The sequence below is a fragment of the Faecalibacillus sp. H12 genome, assembly GCF_013361255.1.
Classification (GTDB): Bacteria; Bacillota_I; Bacilli_A; order Erysipelotrichales; family Coprobacillaceae; genus Faecalibacillus; species Faecalibacillus intestinalis.
On the sequence record NZ_JABWDK010000001.1, the window covers coordinates 253308 to 270634 of the forward strand.

The 17327-nt window shown below is 30.8% G+C and carries 20 protein-coding genes; 11 read left to right on the forward strand and 9 right to left on the reverse strand.

All coding sequences use genetic code 11. The features are described 5' to 3' along the window. The first annotated feature begins 64 nt into the window (after positions 1 to 64). From HUU89_RS01550 to HUU89_RS01575, 6 genes are all read left to right on the forward strand, one after another. On the forward strand, positions 65 to 529 hold the full coding sequence (locus HUU89_RS01550) for a MarR family winged helix-turn-helix transcriptional regulator (RefSeq protein WP_032091317.1): 465 nt from the start codon (positions 65 to 67) through the stop codon (positions 527 to 529). Then, positions 516 to 2738: an ABC transporter ATP-binding protein gene (locus HUU89_RS01555; protein ID WP_175300809.1), complete on the forward strand. Its 2223-nt coding sequence runs from the start codon at positions 516 to 518 to the stop codon at positions 2736 to 2738. The genes HUU89_RS01550 and HUU89_RS01555 overlap by 14 nt, the downstream gene beginning before the upstream one ends. Continuing rightward, positions 2731 to 4581, forward strand: a complete 1851-nt coding sequence (locus HUU89_RS01560) for an ABC transporter ATP-binding protein (RefSeq protein ID WP_175300810.1) — start codon at positions 2731 to 2733, stop codon at positions 4579 to 4581. Before HUU89_RS01555 ends, HUU89_RS01560 begins: the two co-directional genes overlap by 8 nt. Positions 4582 to 4657: 76 nt before the next feature. Next, complete coding sequence (locus tag HUU89_RS01565; RefSeq protein WP_022001760.1) at positions 4658 to 5374, forward strand: GntR family transcriptional regulator; 717 nt, start codon at positions 4658 to 4660, stop codon at positions 5372 to 5374. 60 nt (positions 5375 to 5434) lie between these two features. Next, positions 5435 to 5893 carry a COG2426 family protein gene (locus HUU89_RS01570; protein WP_022001761.1) on the forward strand — a complete coding sequence of 153 codons (459 nt, stop codon included), beginning with the start codon at positions 5435 to 5437 and terminating at the stop codon, positions 5891 to 5893. Between the two features lie 39 nt (positions 5894 to 5932). Next, positions 5933 to 6973 (forward strand): molybdopterin-binding protein, encoded by a 1041-nt coding sequence (locus HUU89_RS01575; RefSeq protein ID WP_175300811.1) that lies wholly within the window; start codon positions 5933 to 5935, stop codon positions 6971 to 6973. On the opposite strand, the gene HUU89_RS01580 is transcribed toward HUU89_RS01575, so the two are convergent. Next, complete coding sequence (locus HUU89_RS01580) at positions 6936 to 7817, reverse strand: LysR family transcriptional regulator (RefSeq protein WP_175300812.1); 882 nt, start codon at positions 7815 to 7817, stop codon at positions 6936 to 6938. The genes HUU89_RS01575 and HUU89_RS01580 overlap by 38 nt on opposite strands. Positions 7818 to 7927: 110 nt before the next feature. Here HUU89_RS01580 and HUU89_RS01585 point away from each other — a divergent pair, with 110 nt between their 5' ends. Together HUU89_RS01585 and guaA are read left to right on the forward strand one after the other, a co-directional pair. Continuing rightward, positions 7928 to 9205, forward strand: coding sequence for an adenylosuccinate synthase (locus HUU89_RS01585; protein WP_175300813.1), 1278 nt, complete (start codon positions 7928 to 7930; stop codon positions 9203 to 9205). A 15-nt stretch (positions 9206 to 9220) separates the two neighbouring features. Further along, positions 9221 to 10768 (forward strand): glutamine-hydrolyzing GMP synthase, encoded by a 1548-nt coding sequence (gene guaA / locus HUU89_RS01590; RefSeq protein ID WP_117813351.1) that lies wholly within the window; start codon positions 9221 to 9223, stop codon positions 10766 to 10768. 296 nt (positions 10769 to 11064) lie between these two features. On the opposite strand, the gene HUU89_RS01595 is transcribed toward guaA, so the two are convergent. The 8 genes from HUU89_RS01595 to HUU89_RS01630 form a co-directional block, all read right to left on the reverse strand. After that, positions 11065 to 11400, reverse strand: coding sequence for a plasmid mobilization protein (locus HUU89_RS01595; RefSeq protein ID WP_175300814.1), 336 nt, complete (start codon positions 11398 to 11400; stop codon positions 11065 to 11067). A gap of 63 nt (positions 11401 to 11463) precedes the next feature. Next, positions 11464 to 11901 (reverse strand): tyrosine-type recombinase/integrase, encoded by a 438-nt coding sequence (locus tag HUU89_RS01600; protein ID WP_175300815.1) that lies wholly within the window; start codon positions 11899 to 11901, stop codon positions 11464 to 11466. 4 nt (positions 11902 to 11905) lie between these two features. After that, a complete protein-coding gene (locus HUU89_RS01605; RefSeq protein WP_175300816.1) occupies positions 11906 to 12976 on the reverse strand; it encodes a site-specific integrase in 1071 nt (356 codons plus the stop codon). Further along, complete coding sequence (locus HUU89_RS01610; RefSeq protein ID WP_175300817.1) at positions 12957 to 13166, reverse strand: DNA-binding protein; 210 nt, start codon at positions 13164 to 13166, stop codon at positions 12957 to 12959. Before HUU89_RS01610 ends, HUU89_RS01605 begins: the two co-directional genes overlap by 20 nt. A 133-nt stretch (positions 13167 to 13299) precedes the next feature. Then, the gene (locus tag HUU89_RS01615; protein ID WP_175300818.1) at positions 13300 to 13683 is read right to left on the reverse strand and encodes a type II toxin-antitoxin system PemK/MazF family toxin; all 384 of its coding nucleotides are present in this window, start codon (positions 13681 to 13683) and stop codon (positions 13300 to 13302) included. A gap of 418 nt (positions 13684 to 14101) precedes the next feature. Continuing rightward, positions 14102 to 14518: a sigma-70 family RNA polymerase sigma factor gene (locus HUU89_RS01620; protein WP_175300819.1), complete on the reverse strand. Its 417-nt coding sequence runs from the start codon at positions 14516 to 14518 to the stop codon at positions 14102 to 14104. 19 nt (positions 14519 to 14537) lie between these two features. After that, positions 14538 to 14873 carry a hypothetical protein gene (locus HUU89_RS01625; protein ID WP_175300820.1) on the reverse strand — a complete coding sequence of 112 codons (336 nt, stop codon included), beginning with the start codon at positions 14871 to 14873 and terminating at the stop codon, positions 14538 to 14540. 46 nt (positions 14874 to 14919) lie between these two features. Continuing rightward, positions 14920 to 15324, reverse strand: a complete 405-nt coding sequence (locus HUU89_RS01630) for an RNA polymerase sigma factor (RefSeq protein WP_175300821.1) — start codon at positions 15322 to 15324, stop codon at positions 14920 to 14922. A gap of 481 nt (positions 15325 to 15805) precedes the next feature. Between HUU89_RS01630 and HUU89_RS01635 the strand changes: the two genes are divergently transcribed. The 3 genes from HUU89_RS01635 to HUU89_RS01645 form a co-directional block, all read left to right on the forward strand. Next, the gene (locus HUU89_RS01635) at positions 15806 to 16312 is read left to right on the forward strand and encodes a 4Fe-4S binding protein (RefSeq protein WP_217498391.1); all 507 of its coding nucleotides are present in this window, start codon (positions 15806 to 15808) and stop codon (positions 16310 to 16312) included. A 211-nt stretch (positions 16313 to 16523) separates the two neighbouring features. Further along, on the forward strand, positions 16524 to 16883 hold the full coding sequence (locus tag HUU89_RS01640) for an ArsR/SmtB family transcription factor (protein WP_015512809.1): 360 nt from the start codon (positions 16524 to 16526) through the stop codon (positions 16881 to 16883). Between the two features lie 59 nt (positions 16884 to 16942). Continuing rightward, on the forward strand, positions 16943 to 17327 hold a 385-nt coding region (locus HUU89_RS01645; RefSeq protein WP_175300822.1), incomplete at its 3' end, for a cation transporter.

The following is a 17327-nucleotide window of genomic DNA, read 5'->3' on the forward strand; positions in this document are numbered from 1 at the left end:
ATTGACATTAGTTAGTGCACTAATTATAATATTTAGTATACTAACTAATAAAAGGAGGCGTCTTATGGATCCATTGGAATTTGAGGATATTAAAGAGATCTTTCTACAATTTAAATCTCTCCATAAAAATATTCATGAGTTCACAAGTAAAAAAAGTAATATACAAAGCTTATCAGCTGATCAATGTTATTTGTTAGGTCTGATTGATCATTTTGGTCATCCTAATCAAAAAATTCTTGCAGAACGTTTAAAAATTACACCAGCTACATTATCAGTAAGATTACAACGTTTAGAAAAGGCGGGTTTTATTGAAAAAATTGTAAGTAAGCAAGATAAAAGAAATATTACTTTGCATATTACAGAAAAAGGAAATAAAGAAATTGAAAGTTGTAAAGATGGTATTAAAATGTTTACAACACGTTTGTTTGATGGAATAAATAAAGAAGATTTAGATAGAATGAAAACGTATTGTCAAATCTTTGAAAAGAATATTCGTTTAATGAAGGAGGAGTTAGATGTTCAAGATTAAAGGATATTTAAAGAAATTCTGGTATTTAATTCTTGCTTGTATTTGTTTATTGTTTGTACAAGCACAAACAGAATTAACTTTACCAGATTATATGAGTGATATTGTTTCAGTGGGAATTCAAGCAGGGGGATTTGCTTCACCTGTTTCAGATGTTTTAACGGAAGAAACTTATCAACATTTATTATTGTTTGTTGATCAAAAGGATCAAAAAACAGTAAAAAAAGATTATAAAAAAGTTAGTAAAGTCAATCAAGATATCATTGATACATTTCCTAAGGCTAAAGGAAAAACAGTTTATCAATTGAAAGATTTATCAAGTGATGAAAAAAGTGAATTAGAAGATATTTTAATGAAACCGATGTTAATTATTACTTCGCTTGATAGTATGGATACTTCTAGTAAAGAGTATCAAGAAAAATTTGGACAATTACCTCCAAATATGAGTGTTTATGATGCGATTTCTTTTATGGATGAAAGTCAAAAATCAAAGATGTTTGAAGACATGGATACAAGAATAGATACAATGGGTGAAAGTACTTTAAAAATTGCAGCCGGTAATGGTGTTAAAGCTGAATATAAAAAATTAGGTGCTGACGTTGACAAAGTACAAACCGATTATATTTTTAAAACAGGTTTAAAGATGTTAGGAATTGCTTTACTTGGAACAGTGGCTGCAATTTCAGTTGCTTTCTTTGCGACAAAAGTTGGTGCTGGTGTAGCACGTGCTTTAAGAAAAGATGTTTTTGAAAAAGTAGAAAGCTTTTCTAACGAAGAATTTAATCATTTTTCAACAGCGTCACTTATTACACGTACAACAAATGATATTACTCAAGTACAAATGGTGACAATGATGCTTTTACGTATTGTATGTTTTGCACCAATTATTGGTATTGGGGCTTTAATTAAAGTTTTAAAAGAATCACCATCAATGACATGGATCATTGCAGTTGTTATTCTTGTTATTTTTGGTGTGATGGCGGTTGCGTTTGCAGTTGTTATGCCAAAATTCAAAATTATTCAAAATTTAATTGACTGTTTAAATCTCACAATGCGTGAAAATTTATCAGGAATGCTTGTTATTCGTGCTTTTGGTAATGAAAAACATAGTGAAGATCGTTTTGATAAAGCCAACAAAGATGTTACAAATTTAAACTTATTTGTTAATAGATCAATGGCTTCTATTATGCCAATTATGATGTTTATCTTTAATGTCGTTACTTTAGTAATTGTCTATTATGGTTCTAAACAAATCGATTTAGGTAATTTAGCAATTGGACAAATGATGGCCTTTATGCAATATGCAATGCAAATTATTATGGCCTTTTTAATGATTGCAATGATTGCTATTATGTTACCTCGAGCTAGTGTTGCTGCTAATCGTGTTTATGAAATCATTGAAACTAAGCCAACGATTCAAGATCCAACAAATCCAGTTGCTTTAGATGAAAGTAAAAAAGGACTTGTTGAATTTAATCATGTTTCATTTGCTTATCCAGGGGCGAGTGAACCGGTTTTAAAAGATATTGATTTTGTTGCTAAACCTGGACAAACAACAGCTTTTATTGGCTCTACTGGTTCAGGAAAATCAACACTTATTAATTTAGTACCTCGTTTTTATGAAGTCAGTGAAGGAAGTATCAAGGTTGCAGGGGTTGATGTTCGTGAGATGACACAACATGAATTACGTGATCGTATTGGACTTGTTCCTCAAAAAGGAAACTTATTTTCTGGAACAATTCGTTCTAATTTAAAATATGGTGCACCAGAGGCAACAGATGAAGAATTAGAAGAAGTGATTCGAGTTGCTCAAGCAAAAGAATTTATTGATCAAAAAGAAGAACGTTTTGATATGGAAATTTCACAAGGTGGAACAAACGTTTCTGGTGGTCAAAAACAAAGACTTGCGATTGCTCGTGCTATTGCAAAAAATCCAGATATTTATATTTTTGATGATAGTTTTTCAGCACTTGATTTCAAAACAGATGCTAAACTTCGTCAAGAATTAAATCAACTTGTTAAAAAGACAAAAAGTACAGTTTTATTAGTAGGACAACGTATTGCTTCTATTATGGATGCAGACCAAATCATTGTCCTTGATGAAGGAAGAATTGTTGGTAAAGGAACACATGGTGAACTAATGAAATCATGTCAGGTTTATCAAGAAATTGCCTATTCTCAATTATCTAAGGAGGAACTAAGTCATGAGTAATGAAAGAAGAAGACAAGGGCCTCGTGGACCAATGGGTCGTGGAATGAGAGGTAATGGTGAAAAAGCCAAGAATTTTAAAGGAACATTAAAGAAATTATTTGTTTATTTAAAACCTTATTATTTTAAATTAGCGGTTGTTATTATTTTTGCAGCTGGTTCAACAGTATTTACGATTGTAGGACCAAAGATCCTAGCAAAAGCAACAGATAAATTATCTGAAGGAATTATGGCCAAGGTAACAAATACCGGTGGAATTGATTTTGATTATATTGGTATGATCTGTTTGATTCTTGTTGGTTTCTATCTTGTCAGTGCACTCTTTAGTTTTATTCAAGGATTTGTTACATCTTCGATTTCACAAAAAGTTGCTTATGATTTAAGAAGCTCTTTATCTAAGAAGATGTCAAGAATGCCTTTAAGTTATTTTGATAAACATTCTAGTGGAGATACTTTAAGTAGAGTCACCAATGATATTGATACAATTGCACAATCACTCAATCAAAGTTTATCGCAAGTGATTACATCTTCTGTTACAGTTGTAGGAATCTTTATTATGATGCTTACCATCTCTGTAAAGATGACATTGATTGCGGTACTTGTTTTACCACTTTCCATGTTACTTATTATGTTTGTTATGAAACATTCTCAAAAGTATTTTAGCAGACAACAAAAAAGCTTAGGAGATGTCAATGGTCATATTGAAGAAATGTACGGTGCTCATGATGTTGTCAAAGCATTTAATGGGGAAGAAGATTCTGTTAAAACTTTTAATGAATATAATGATGCGCTTTATGATTCAGCATGGAAATCTCAATTTTTATCAGGTTTAATGCAACCATTAAGTAACTTTGTAGGAAACTTAGGATATGTAAGTGTTTGTTTATTAGGTGGTTTTTTAGCAGGGGGTAATACGATTACGATTGGTGATATTCAAGCCTTTATCCAATATGTACGCCAATTCAATCAACCAATTGCCCAACTTGCTCAAACAATGAATATGTTACAAAGTACAGCTGCCGCTGCGGAACGTGTTTTTGAATTCTTAGAGGAAGAAGAATTAGAACCTGAAACAGTTAAAATTGAAACAGATGAAGTTGAAAAATTACATGGTTCAGTTACTTTCAATCAAGTTAATTTTGGTTATCTTCCAGAAAAAACAATTATTCATGATTTCAATATGCATGTTCATGCTGGACAAACAGTCGCTATTGTTGGTCCAACAGGAGCAGGAAAAACAACGATTGTTAAATTGTTGATGCGCTTTTATGAATTAAATAAAGGTTCAATTATGATCGATGGTCATGATATTAAAGATTTTTCAAGACATGATTTAAGAAGTTTGTTTGGAATGGTTTTACAAGATACATGGCTTTTTAATGGAACAATTAAAGAAAACTTGATGTATGGTAAATTAGATGCCAGTGATGAAGAAGTAAAAAATGCCTGTGAAATGGCGTATGTAGATCATTTTGTCAATACCTTAGAAGATGGTTATGATACGGTTCTTGATGAAGAAACATCAAATATTTCACAAGGACAAAAACAATTATTAACGATTGCTAGAGCGTTTCTAAAAGATCCTAAAATTCTTATCTTAGATGAAGCAACTTCTTCAGTTGATACACGTACAGAAGTGCTTATTCAAAAAGGTATGGAAAAATTAATGGAAGGACGTACAAGCTTTGTTATTGCACACCGTCTATCAACGATTCGTGATGCTAATACAATTATTGTCATGAAAGATGGCGACATTGTAGAAATTGGTAATCATGATGAATTGTTAGAAAAAGGTGGATTCTATGCCTCACTTTATCAATCACAATTTGAAGGTAGCGAAATTTAGAAGCAAAGAAATTTGCTTCTTTTTCTTTTCAAAACATGTTTATATATGGTATAGTACAAGCCGAGGGGATGATGTTATGGTGAAAAGAAAACCACAATATGTCAAAATTAAAGAATATATTATTCAAAATATTGAAGATGAAAAATATAATGAAAATGAACAAATTGAAAGTGAACATGCTTTGTGTGAACTTTTTGGTGTTACCCGAATGACAGTGCGCCAAGCTTTAACAGATTTAATCAATGAAAACATAATCTATTCTGTTCCTAAAGTTGGCTCATTTGTTTGTAAAAAATCCAGATTTAAAAGTTTTGATGGATTAAACAGTGTTACAGAAGACTGTGCTAAGAAAAAAGAAGATTGTACAAGTCATGTTGTCTTAAATGAACTTGAAGAAGCTACAGATTTAATGAAAAAAGAAATGGCTTTAGAAGATAATAAAGTATGGCACGTTAAACGTGTAAGACTTGTAAACGGAGAGCCTTTATGTTTTGAAGATGATTACTGTAATTATGATTTAACAGGAGATATTCCTTTAGAAGTATCCAGTACATCTTTATTTAATCATTTTGAAAATGATCTCAATTTACATATTGCTTTTTCCGATCAACAAATTGATGCGGTTTTAGCGGGTGAAGAACTAGGAAAATATTTACAAGTTGATCCGGTGACACCTTTGCTTAGAGTTTTATCGATTACATGCTTACATAATGGTAAATGTATTGAATATGGGTATACTTATTATCGTGTAGACAAGTATACTTTTAACCAAGTTGCATATCGTAGAAAATAAAAGGATGTTGTCAAATCCGTTTGGTTTGTTATAATGAGAATGTTAAAAAGGAGATTTTAGATGAATTATTTATATATTGCATTAATATCAATGGTACCTTTAATTGAACTTAGAGGAGCAATTCCTGTTTCTCAAGGATTAGGATTACCAATTATTCCATCTTATATTGTTTGTATTCTTGCTAATATGGTACCTGTACCTTTTATTTACTTATTTGCTAGAAAGGTTTTAGTATGGGGTTGTGATAAACCAGTTATTGGTAAATTTTTCACTTGGTGTTTAGACAAAGGTGAAAGAGGTGGAAAGAAACTTCAAGAGAAAGTAGGAAGAAGTACTTTTGTTGCTTTATTATTATTTGTAGGAATTCCACTTCCAGGGACAGGTGCATGGACAGGAACACTTGCAGCTAGTATTTTAGATATGGATTTTAAATCAACAACGATTGCCGTTATGCTAGGAGTTTTACTTGCTGGTGTAATTATGATGGTGGTTAGCTTTTTAGGATTTTCATTAATTTAGAAGTATCTTTATACTTCTTTTTTTGTAAGGAGGACGTGTATGAACGTAGAAATTATTAATGTTGGAACAGAATTGTTACTTGGAGAAATTGTCAATACCAATGCAACCTATTTACAAAAAATGTGTAAAGAATTAGGTTTTAATGTTTTCTTTCAAACAGTGGTGGGAGATAATCCCCAAAGATTTTTAGATTGTTTAGATATCGCTTTTAATAGAGGGTGCGATTGTGTTATTACCACAGGAGGATTAGGACCTACTGAAGATGATCTTACGAAAGAATTATCAGCAAAATATTTAGGATTAGAAATGATTTTTGATGAAGATGAAGCAAAGAAAGTCAATGATAAATGTTGCTTTGTAACACAACTTGATAAAGTTAGTGATAATAACTTTAAACAAGCTTACTTTCCTAAAAATTGTTATGTGTTAGATAATCCTATTGGAACAGCCAATGGTTGTGTGATGTCTAAAGATAAAAAAATGATTGTTAATCTTCCTGGACCCCCTAAAGAGATGACTTATGTAGTTGATCATCAACTAAAACCTTATTTAGAAAAATATCGTCAAGCGAAAATTTATACGTACGATTTAGTAACACAAGGCATTGGTGAATCAGCAGCGGCTACTTTGATTGATGATATTGTTCAAAGTCAAAAAGATATTTCTATTGCTTTGTATGCTTCTGAAGAGTATGTAAGGGTAAGACTAGGGGTTAAAGCAAAACATCAAAGTGAAGCCGATGAATTTGTTAAACAAACAAAGAAAATGATTGAAGAAAAATTAAAGGATTATCTTGTAGAAAATCCTAATTTGTTTGAAGAAGTAATGAAAAAGGTTAATGGTTTTACGATTTTAAATGAATGTGATTTTTTATTAAGTGATTATTTTGTTAATAATGGAGGGCCAGTCTTTATTCATTTAACTTTGAAGGAACATCCATTAGGTGAAATTGTTCATGTGTTATTAAAATATAAAGAAAAAGAAATATCTTTCGATATTCCTTTACTTGTCAAAGCGAGTCTTTCTTTATCTAAATTAGAATCTAAATTGATTTATCAAATTGATCAATTAATTCGATAAACTTTAAAGTTGCTTGTGATAAGCTTCTTCTTTTAAGATAAGTATAGCCAATGCTTCTAGAAGGAAGGGGCTTTTTTAATTGTATTTCATAAACTTTATTTTTGTCTAAGAAATCATGGGAGAATTCTTTAACAACACACGCATTTCCTAAATTGGCATGAGTAAATTCTAAGAGTAAGTGATGGGCTCCTAATTCCATTTCAGGATTTAATAAAATTCCATGTTTAGCAAAGTATTTATCAATATAATTTCTTGAATTACTTGATTTTTCTAAAAGAATAAGATTCTTTTTCGCAATTTCTTGATAGCTGTAAAGATGATCATTTTTTTCCTTAGAGATAAAGATATCATGAATTGTTAAACATTCTTTCATCGCTAGACTTTCATCATCAAAAGGAAGATTGATAAAGGCAAGATCAATCGTTCCATTTTTTAAATGTTCAACTGTTTCAATAGAAGTTCCATTGACAACATTGATTTTGATTGTTGGATAAAGATGATGAAATTGTTTTAATAAATCAATTAAGTAATTTTCACAAATTGAATCACCAGCACCAATATTTAACTGTCCTGAAAGTAATTCGTTATAATGAGAAAGTTCATTTTCAACGCTGGTAATTAAAGCAAGGGCTTCAGTAATGTTTTTATGAAGGAGCATACCTTCTTTAGTAAGAGTAACGCCTTTGTTTAAACGAATGAAGAGTTGGGTATTGAGTTCTTTTTCTAAAGCATGGATTGTTTGAGAAACAGCGGATTGTGAAATGAATAAATTCTTTGCTGCTTTTGAAAAAGAAAGGGTAGATGCTGCTTCGTTAAATATCTTATATTGTTCTAGTTTTATCATATTAGTACTCCTTATATCAAATATATTATATATTAATTTTACTTATATTAAAATATAGCATATAATAAAAATGTATGAAAAAGCCAATGATAGAAAGGTGGAAATGAATTATGGCTGGTGTAGTTGTTGTAGGAAGTATGTGGGGAGATGAAGGTAAAGGAAAAATTACCGATTATCTTGCACAAAAAGCAGATGTTGTATGTCGTTATGCTGGAGGGAACAATGCAGGTCATACCATTGTTTATGGTGGTAAGAAATTTGCTTTAAAATTAATACCATCAGGTATTTTCTCTGGGCATGAAGTAATCATGGGAAATGGGATGGTTGTTAATCCTAAAGCATTTTTAGAAGAAGTGAAATATTTAAATGATGGTGGTATTGATACAAGCAAAATTAGAATTTCAGATCGTTGTCATGTGATTTTACCTTATCATCTTGAAATTGATGAATTACAAGAAAAGAGAAAAGGTGATAAAAGTATAGGAACTACAAAAAGAGGTATTGGACCTGCTTATGTAGACAAATATGGTCGTATTGGTATTCGTATGGGAGAATTCGTTGATGAAGAATTATTCTTAGAAAGATTAAAAGAAACTTTCCCAATGAAAGTTGCAGAATATCCTGAATTAAAAGACATGTTTACTGTAGAAGAAATTTTTGAAGAATACAAAGAATACGCTAAAATTATTAAGCCTTTAGTTTGTGATACAGGTATGTTATTAGATCAATATTTAAGAGAAGATAAAAAAGTCTTATTTGAAGGAGCTCAAGGAGCTATGTTAGATATTGATTATGGTACTTATCCATTTGTTACATCATCACATCCAGGAGCTAATGGGGTATCTGAAGGGGCTGGTATTGGACCTTTATATATCAAAGAAGCAATTGGAATTATTAAAGCTTATACAACTCGTGTTGGATCAGGACCATTCCCAACTGAATTAAATGATGCAACAGGTGATTTAATTAGAGAAAGAGGACATGAATATGGTACTGTAACTGAACGTCCAAGAAGAACTGGTTGGTTTGATGCAGTAGTTGTTAATCAATCAAGAAGAATGTCTTCTTTAACAGGTATTTCATTAATGTTATTAGATGTTATGAGTGGATTTGATACAATCAAAATCTGTAAAGCTTATAAATTAGATGGTAAAGAAATTTATGGTTTACCTGCAACTGTTAAAGATATTGAAAGATGTGAACCTGTTTATGAAGAATTACCAGGATGGAAAGAAGATATTACACATGTAAAATCTTTTGAAGAATTACCAGTAAATTGTCAAAATTATATTCGTAAAATCGAAGAACTTGTTCATTGTCCAGTAAGAATGTTCAGTGTTGGACCAGATAGAGAACAAACAGTTGTTTTAAAAGATATTAAATTTTAATAAAGGAGGTCTTTCATGAAAAGAGAATTAGTCATTGTCATGGATTTCGGTGGGCAATATAATCAATTAGTTGCTCGTCGTGTTCGTGAATGCAATGTTTATTGTGAAATCTATTCTTATAAAACACCTTTAGAAAAAATTAAAGAAATGAATCCTAAAGGAATCATTTTAACAGGTGGACCAAATAGTTGTTATTTAGAAGATTCACCAACTTATTCTAAAGAATTATTTGAATTAGGTATTCCTGTATTAGGTTTATGTTATGGTGCTCAATTAATGCAACATGTTTTAGGTGGAAAAGTTGAAAGAGCAGATGTAAGAGAATATGGTAAATCAATTTTATTAGTTGATCAACCACAATCTAAAATTTTAAAAGGTGTTCCTGAAACATCTACAGTTTGGATGTCACATTTTGATTATATTTCAAAAATTGCACCTGGTTTTGAAATTACAACACATACAAAAGATTGTCCGGTAGCATCTTGTGAAGATAAAGAAAAAGATTTATATGCGATTCAGTTCCATCCAGAAGTTTTACATAGTGAATATGGTAAAACAATGCTTTCTAACTTTGTTTTAGATGTATGTAACTGTGCTGGTGATTGGCGCATGGATTCTTTCGTTGAAGAACAAATCAAAGCAATCAAAGAAAAAGTTGGTAATGGTAAAGTATTATGTGCTTTATCAGGTGGTGTTGACTCATCTGTTGCAGCCGTTTTACTTTCTAAAGCCATTGGTAATCAATTAACTTGTGTCTTTGTAGATCATGGTTTACTTCGTAAAAACGAAGGGGATGAAGTAGAAGCTGTCTTTGGACCTGATGGAAATTATGAATTAAATTTCATTAGAGTAAATGCACAAGAAAGATATTATGAAAAGTTAAAAGGTGTTACTGAACCGGAAGCTAAACGTAAAATCATTGGTGAAGAATTTATTCGTGTTTTTGAAGAAGAAGCAAAGAAAATTGGAGCAGTTGATTTCTTAGTACAAGGAACAATTTATCCAGATGTTGTTGAAAGTGGTCTTGGTGGAGAATCTGCGGTTATCAAATCACATCATAATGTTGGTGGATTACCAGATCATGTTGATTTTAAAGAAATTATTGAACCATTACGTGATTTATTCAAAGATGAAGTACGTAAAGTTGGTTTAGAATTAGGAATTCCTGAATACTTAGTATTTAGACAACCATTCCCAGGACCAGGTCTTGGTATTCGTATCATTGGTGAAGTAACTGCTGATAAAGTGAGAATCGTTCAAGATGCAGATGCAATCTATAGAGAAGAAATCGCTAATGCAGGATTAGATCGTTCAATCGGTCAATACTTTGCAGCTCTTACAAACATGCGTTCTGTGGGAGTTATGGGTGATGAAAGAACTTACGATTATGCAATCGCCTTACGCGCGGTTAATACTATCGATTTCATGACAGCAGAAGCTGCAGAAATTCCTTATGAAGTATTAAATAAAGTTATGTCACGTATTATAAACGAAGTTCGTGGGGTAAACAGAGTAATGTATGATATTACAAGTAAACCTCCAGGAACAATTGAGTTTGAATAATCCAAACAATGAAAAATGCCCATTCTATGGGCACTTTTTTATTGCTGAAAACGTTTTGAAAACATTTCATAAAATTCAATTTTCGCTCGTTTTCACTTTTTTGAGTAAAATTTACGAAAAACTGGCAAAATTTACTGGAAATTCGTAAAAATTCTTCATTTTTTTCATAATTTTAGAGAATTACTCATTAAAATTTCAAGTGGCTTACAAGTCCGTTTTTTTACCCATTTGGCTTTTATGTGGCTTACAAGTATCTAGCGTTCTAAAGTGGCTATCAAATAAATGGGTATTTATGCTTATTTGTTGAGTGGTAACACTTTACTTTTTTCTTTCGTTCTCATTGCAAGTATCATTTCTAAAACCCAAATCATCATTTCTTCATCATCATCTTGGATAGGAGTACCATAAATATTTACAAAACGAACCAGTTCGTCTTTTAAACTCCTAAACACATAAGGGTTACCTTGTACTGTTATTTCTTTTTCAAGGATAGAACCGATTATGTAATCTTGCTTTGTTTTACCTGACAAAGCTACTTTTCTATTTAATAATTCATTTTCTTCTTCTGACATTCTAAATGCAACGACTTTATTTCTTAATCTTCCTTTATTGTCATAATTTTTTCTGCTCATTTTTAATACTGTATTGCAAAGCTAGAGATTTTGTTCTCTTCTTGCTTTTCTTTATATGTTTTTCTAAAAGTGAAAAGTGATCTGTGGAAGATTAATCTTTTTGCATTTATCATCTAGTATTCTGCTTAATTTATAACGACTTGTACTAAACACATTATTGGTATTTTTAATTTGATTGTTATTTATAAAATTTTCCATCTCATTTAATAATTTATTTGGCAATCGAATTGTTCTGTTATCATTTAATTGTTTAGTTGATGTGCTGACTGCTTTGTCATTGATATATGTCAATGATTTATTAATAGTAAGTGTGTTTTCTTTAAAATTAAAATCCATAGGAGTTAGAGCTAAAACTTCTCCAACTCTTAAACCTCCAATGTATAATAATTCAAATAATAGACATTCTTCTATGTTTGGGTCAATTGCGTTTATAAACATTAAATACTCTTCATCTTTCCAAATACAATTTTTTTCATTCATTTTTACATTTTTTTTGCTCATCTATTTAGCTCCTTATTTCGTTTAGTTTATCAGCAATTTCAGTATCTCGTGTAGGAAACATATGTGCATAACGATATGTGATTTTAACACTTTCATGACCAACACGATTAGCAATATCTACAGCATTAAATCCCATATTGATTAAAAGTGAAACATGAGAATGCCGTAAATCATGGATACGAATACGTTTCACACCTGAAATCTTACATCCTCTATCCATTTCATGATGCAACATTGATTTACTGATTGTAAATATTCTTTGATTTTCTTCTAAGTTATATAATCTTGTAAAATAATCCTTCATTTCTTCATTTAAAAAAGAAGGCATTTGAACAATACGATTACTTTTACTAGTTTTTGGATCAGTAATGACATCATGACGATCAATTCTTTGATAAGATTTATTAATTCGTAAAGTTGATTTCTCCAAATCAAAGTCACCGCGTGTTAATGCTAGTAACTCTCCAAGTCGAATACCACACCAATAAAGCATTTGAAAAGCATGATAGACTTCTTCCTTATCCATGATTGCATAAGAAAATTTTAAATATTCTTCTTTTGTCCAAAATTGCATTTCTTTTTTTTCTTCTCTTCCCATATTTCCAACTTGTCGAGCTGGATTCTTTTTTAAATCATAAAACCTAACTGCGTAATTAAAAATAGCACTCAGTTGATTATGAAGTGTTTTTAAATAATCTTGAGAAAAATTTGTATTTTTATCTGTTTCTAATTCCATCATTGCATTTTGCCAATGAATAATGTCAGTTGCCTTAATATCACACATTCTTTTATCTTTAAAGTAGGGGAGTATTTTCTTTTCAAAGATATGTTCTTTCGTTTTTAATGTATTGAGTTTGATTCTTTTAGAAATATAGGAATAGTATATTTTGTAAAATTCACCAAAACTCATTGTTAGATCTTCTGCTTTATTAAGTATAAAATTGCTTTCATAAATTTTTGCATCTCTTTTGGTTTTAAATCCTCTTTTTGTTGTTTGTCTCTTTTTGCCAGTAAAATCATTGTATCTAAGTACAACAAACCAGGTACCTTTTTTATCATCTTTGTATATTGGCATTTGTTACATCATCCTTTCCAAAAAATCTTTCATAGAAATATGAATTGATAACTTTTCCACGTACGGTTAAAAAACCTTTTCTAGTTAGTTCATCATTCAATTCTCTTATGATTTTATAAGATCCTTCTTTTGATAAACCAGTAATTTCTGCGATTTCTTTTGCATTTAAAAATCTTTTTTCTGAGCTCATATTTATTACCTCTTTTCTTTTTTTGTGATTAATCACTATTTCTTTTGGAATCCGTTTACAGTATAGATTTTGTAATTGGAATGTGCGAACGTGCAATTTTCTAATTTGTACATTTGACAAAAAAGAAAGTACGTTATTTTCGCACTTTCTTTTTAGAAGTTTTATTTTTTGGAAATATCAAACCAAAACTAATCATAAGTTTCTTATCTAATATTTTCATAAATCTTGGTGTTAATTTATCTATATATTTAATAATTCTGGTTTCATCAATAACTTTGATTTGTTCCATCATAACCATTGAATCATAATTGAGACCAAAACTTTTAGGTATAATGTAATGTGTTGGCAGATAGTGTTTTGAATGAGCCTTGCTGGTTATACAGGCAACTAACAAAGTATGTGAATGCTTATTTCCTTTGTTGTTTTGTACCACTAGAACAGGGCGGATTCCACCTTGCTCACTTCCATAGCCTTCACCTAAATCAGCTAAAAATATATCGCCTCTTTTAATTTTCATCTATTTTTGTCCTCCTATGTATGTCGAATAGACTATTAAGTCTATTCGGATGAGAAGTAATATGAATCGTTGTTTTTATTTATCCCTGAATACCCAAAACTAGGGAATACTTATCAAACGAACTTTAGCATTGGTTCTCACTGGAATTTCACCATCGCATGGTATCTCATGCAACTGACGTGCAGGTGTATCATTATTTAATAAATATCTTCGTTAATGTAATTGCCTTTTACATCTTAATTCAATAGTTGATCGCTCTCATTTTATTTAATATCTATAAAATGGTCTTGGCGTATTGATTAAAGGTAAATATTAGGAACGTGTTTGATAAGATGTTATTTATTTTTCAAGGTACTCATTTAAGCATCATTTTTATGCTTACACTATAAATGCCTTGAAAAAGTGAAATTTTCTCATTTTATCTGAAATTTCTTTTAATTTTTTCTATTTTTCTATAAATTGTACTGATTGGCATATTTATTAATTTTGATATTTCCTTTATTGAAAAACCTTGTATTTTTAATAGTACCACTGTTAATAAAACCGGTTCTTCATCTTTCAAATATTCATATAATGCTTCATCTTCTATGGAATCTAAAATATCATTGATATTTTTGAATTCTTTTTTATCATTGACGGGTATCAATGCAAAATATTGGTCGTTTGTAATGTTTTGTTTCCTAGTAAAACGTCTTTCGTCATTGAACTGTGCCCAATCAAACTCTCTTAATTCGTTGATCTTATTTTTAGGCATATTCATTTGCTTAAGAATTCTTTCTTCTTGTTCTTTCCATCTTTTCCATTTTGCATATTCTTTTCGATAATTGTATGACATAGTTCAAGATACCCTAAAACTATTTGCTAATGTAGTCCATATAAGTAAGTACTTTTACATTATATAAGCGACATATCGTTTCAAATTCTTCATATACATCTGGATAGATAGAAATTCTATAGGGACTATTGATGAGCAAAATATCAAATTTCTTTCTTCGAATTTGAATAAGTAGAGATTTAATTTCAAATCCATTGAGCCATTTTCCATCTGAGATAACTTGAGTTGTCCCAACTACTTCCATATTGCATGCTTCGGCAATTTCTTCTAACTGTTCTTTTTGAAAGGTAAGCAGCGATGTGGGAGAGTGGGGTGCCACTCTGCAAAAAATCCACGCTTTTAATTTCTTCTTCATTTTTCTTTACCTCCTTGATTTTTCCTTTCACTTAAATACGTGAAAACTAATCATCAAAGTGGCAAAAATCTTTAACAACTTTTTGCAAATGTTTTTGAATCTTATTTTTTCGATATGTAAATGTTTTTCTTGGTAAATCGAGAATTCGTGATATTTCACTAATGTTATACTCATAGATAAAAAAGAGTATTGCAATTTTCCTGTCTGTAGAATTTAATTGATCTATTTCTGAATAAATTGTAGATGTTAGATCCTTTAATAATAGTTTATTAATAGCGACTTCTTGTTTATATGTGTATCTTAATTTGTCATAACTTGATTTACATGTTTTATATACATCTTCAGTTATTTCAATATAGTCTTGATTAATCTTTATGTAATAGTTCTTCTTTCCTGAGTTATTGACTGTTTTAAAACTACTTTTTTTATAGTCGTATAAATAATCTTTCACCTTTGTTTCCTCCATATTTATTTGTTAAAAATAAATATGAGGAAGGTGGTGATCGTATTTTTTTCATAGCACTTCTCCCAAATTTTTAATCAAATCGTGCTTAATAAGTAATTTACTTATTAGTAAATTGAAAGAAATGCTGAACACAATTTAAATAGCTTTTTGAAAATAATACGATATAATCAAGAAAATTTGAATTTTAAATATAATAATTGTTATGGATTACAAGAAAAAGAGAGAAATATGTTTTATTTGTGATGAAAATGAATTTATCAATCTACATTTGAAATAAATTTTTGATTCTTAGTTTTAATTCAAGTCACATACATGATTTACAAGAAATATTACAAACGCTGATACTGAAAGGAGAGACTTTGAAATGACAAAAATGGATTATCTTAAACTTCTGGTGGATGAAATTCATTCAACAACAGTTGCAACGATAGGTTCAGATTGACATCCTCAGACAAGAATCATAGATATGATGTACTATGATGAAGAAAGTGTATATTTCCTTACAGCAAAGGGAAAAGCATTTTATGACCAGTTAATGGAGCAGCAGTATGTGGCAATATCCGCAACAAAAGACAAAATTGCGGTGTCTTTGCGTGGAAAAATAAAGAACATCGGGAAAAAGAACCTTGATATTATGTTTGAAAAAAATCCGTATATGAAGAAAATCTATCCGGGAGATACGAAAGACGCAATCGAGGTGTTTCAACTGTATGAGGCACAGGGAGAGTATTTTGATATCAGCAATCCGTCAAATATTGTGAGGGATACAATAACAATAGGAAAAGCAGAAGCTGTTCAGACGGGATATTTTGTTGGGAAAGACTGTATCGGATGTAAGTTGTGTTACTCTGTATGTCCGCAAAAATGCATTGATATATCTTCAGTTCCGGTTGTAATCAACCAGAATCACTGTCTGCATTGCGGAAGATGTGCAGAAATCTGTCCAGGACAGTGTATTGAGAAAAGAGGTTAAGCTATGATTTTTAAGAAAATCGGGATTTACAGGAAGTGTGACAAGAAAGCCAAAACGGTATACTGGGAAAAAAAGATTAAGAAAAGAATAAAGAGCTGGTTTTAATTGTAAAATTTATGAGGAACTAACATCAGCTTATTGACATAAATTTAAAAATAAGTATAGTAATAGTTGAGTAATTGTTCAACTATTATTATTTGGAGGTGAATATATGTCAAAAACGTCTTATATTTGTAATTGCGATGTAATTCATGAGGATATTGTGAATGATGTGAAATCCAAGATGCAGCCCAAAGATGATTATATCCAGTTGGCTTCTTTGTTTAAGCTATTTGGAGATGGAACTAGAGTACAAATCTTACACGCTCTAGAACAGAGTGAGATGTGTGTATGTGATCTTGCAGTGCTACTGGGGGTAACAAAATCTGCAATTTCGCATCAGTTAAAGGCATTACGCCTAGCGAATCTGGTAAAATTCCGTAAAGAAGCACAGATAGTTTACTACTCGCTGGCAGATGATCATGTGAAAGAGATTATTGACAAGGGATTTGAGCATCTTTGGCAGAAATAATATTTTTTAACATTATAGTTGAGTAATTGAACAATTAAACAAATTATAAGGAGATTATCATGAAACGCATATTTCTATTAAAAGGGTTGGACTGTCCAAATTGTTCCGCAAAAATTGAAAAAGAAGTCGGAGAGTTGGATGGAGTGCAATCCTCAGTGGTAAATCTGATGAAGCAGACGCTGACAATCAATGTTGCTCCAGCTGCCGCAAATACAATAGCCAGTCAGATTGAAACGATTGTCCACAGCCATGAGCCAGATGTGGAGGTTCAGGAAGAAACAATTATCCCCGTTACAAAGAGTTATTTGTTAAAGGGCTTGGACTGTCCAAATTGTTCCGCAAAAATTGAAAAAGAAGTCGGAGAATTGGATGAAGTACAATCCTCAGTTGTAAATCTGATGAAGCAGACGCTGACAATCAATGTTGCTCCAGCTGCCGCAAATA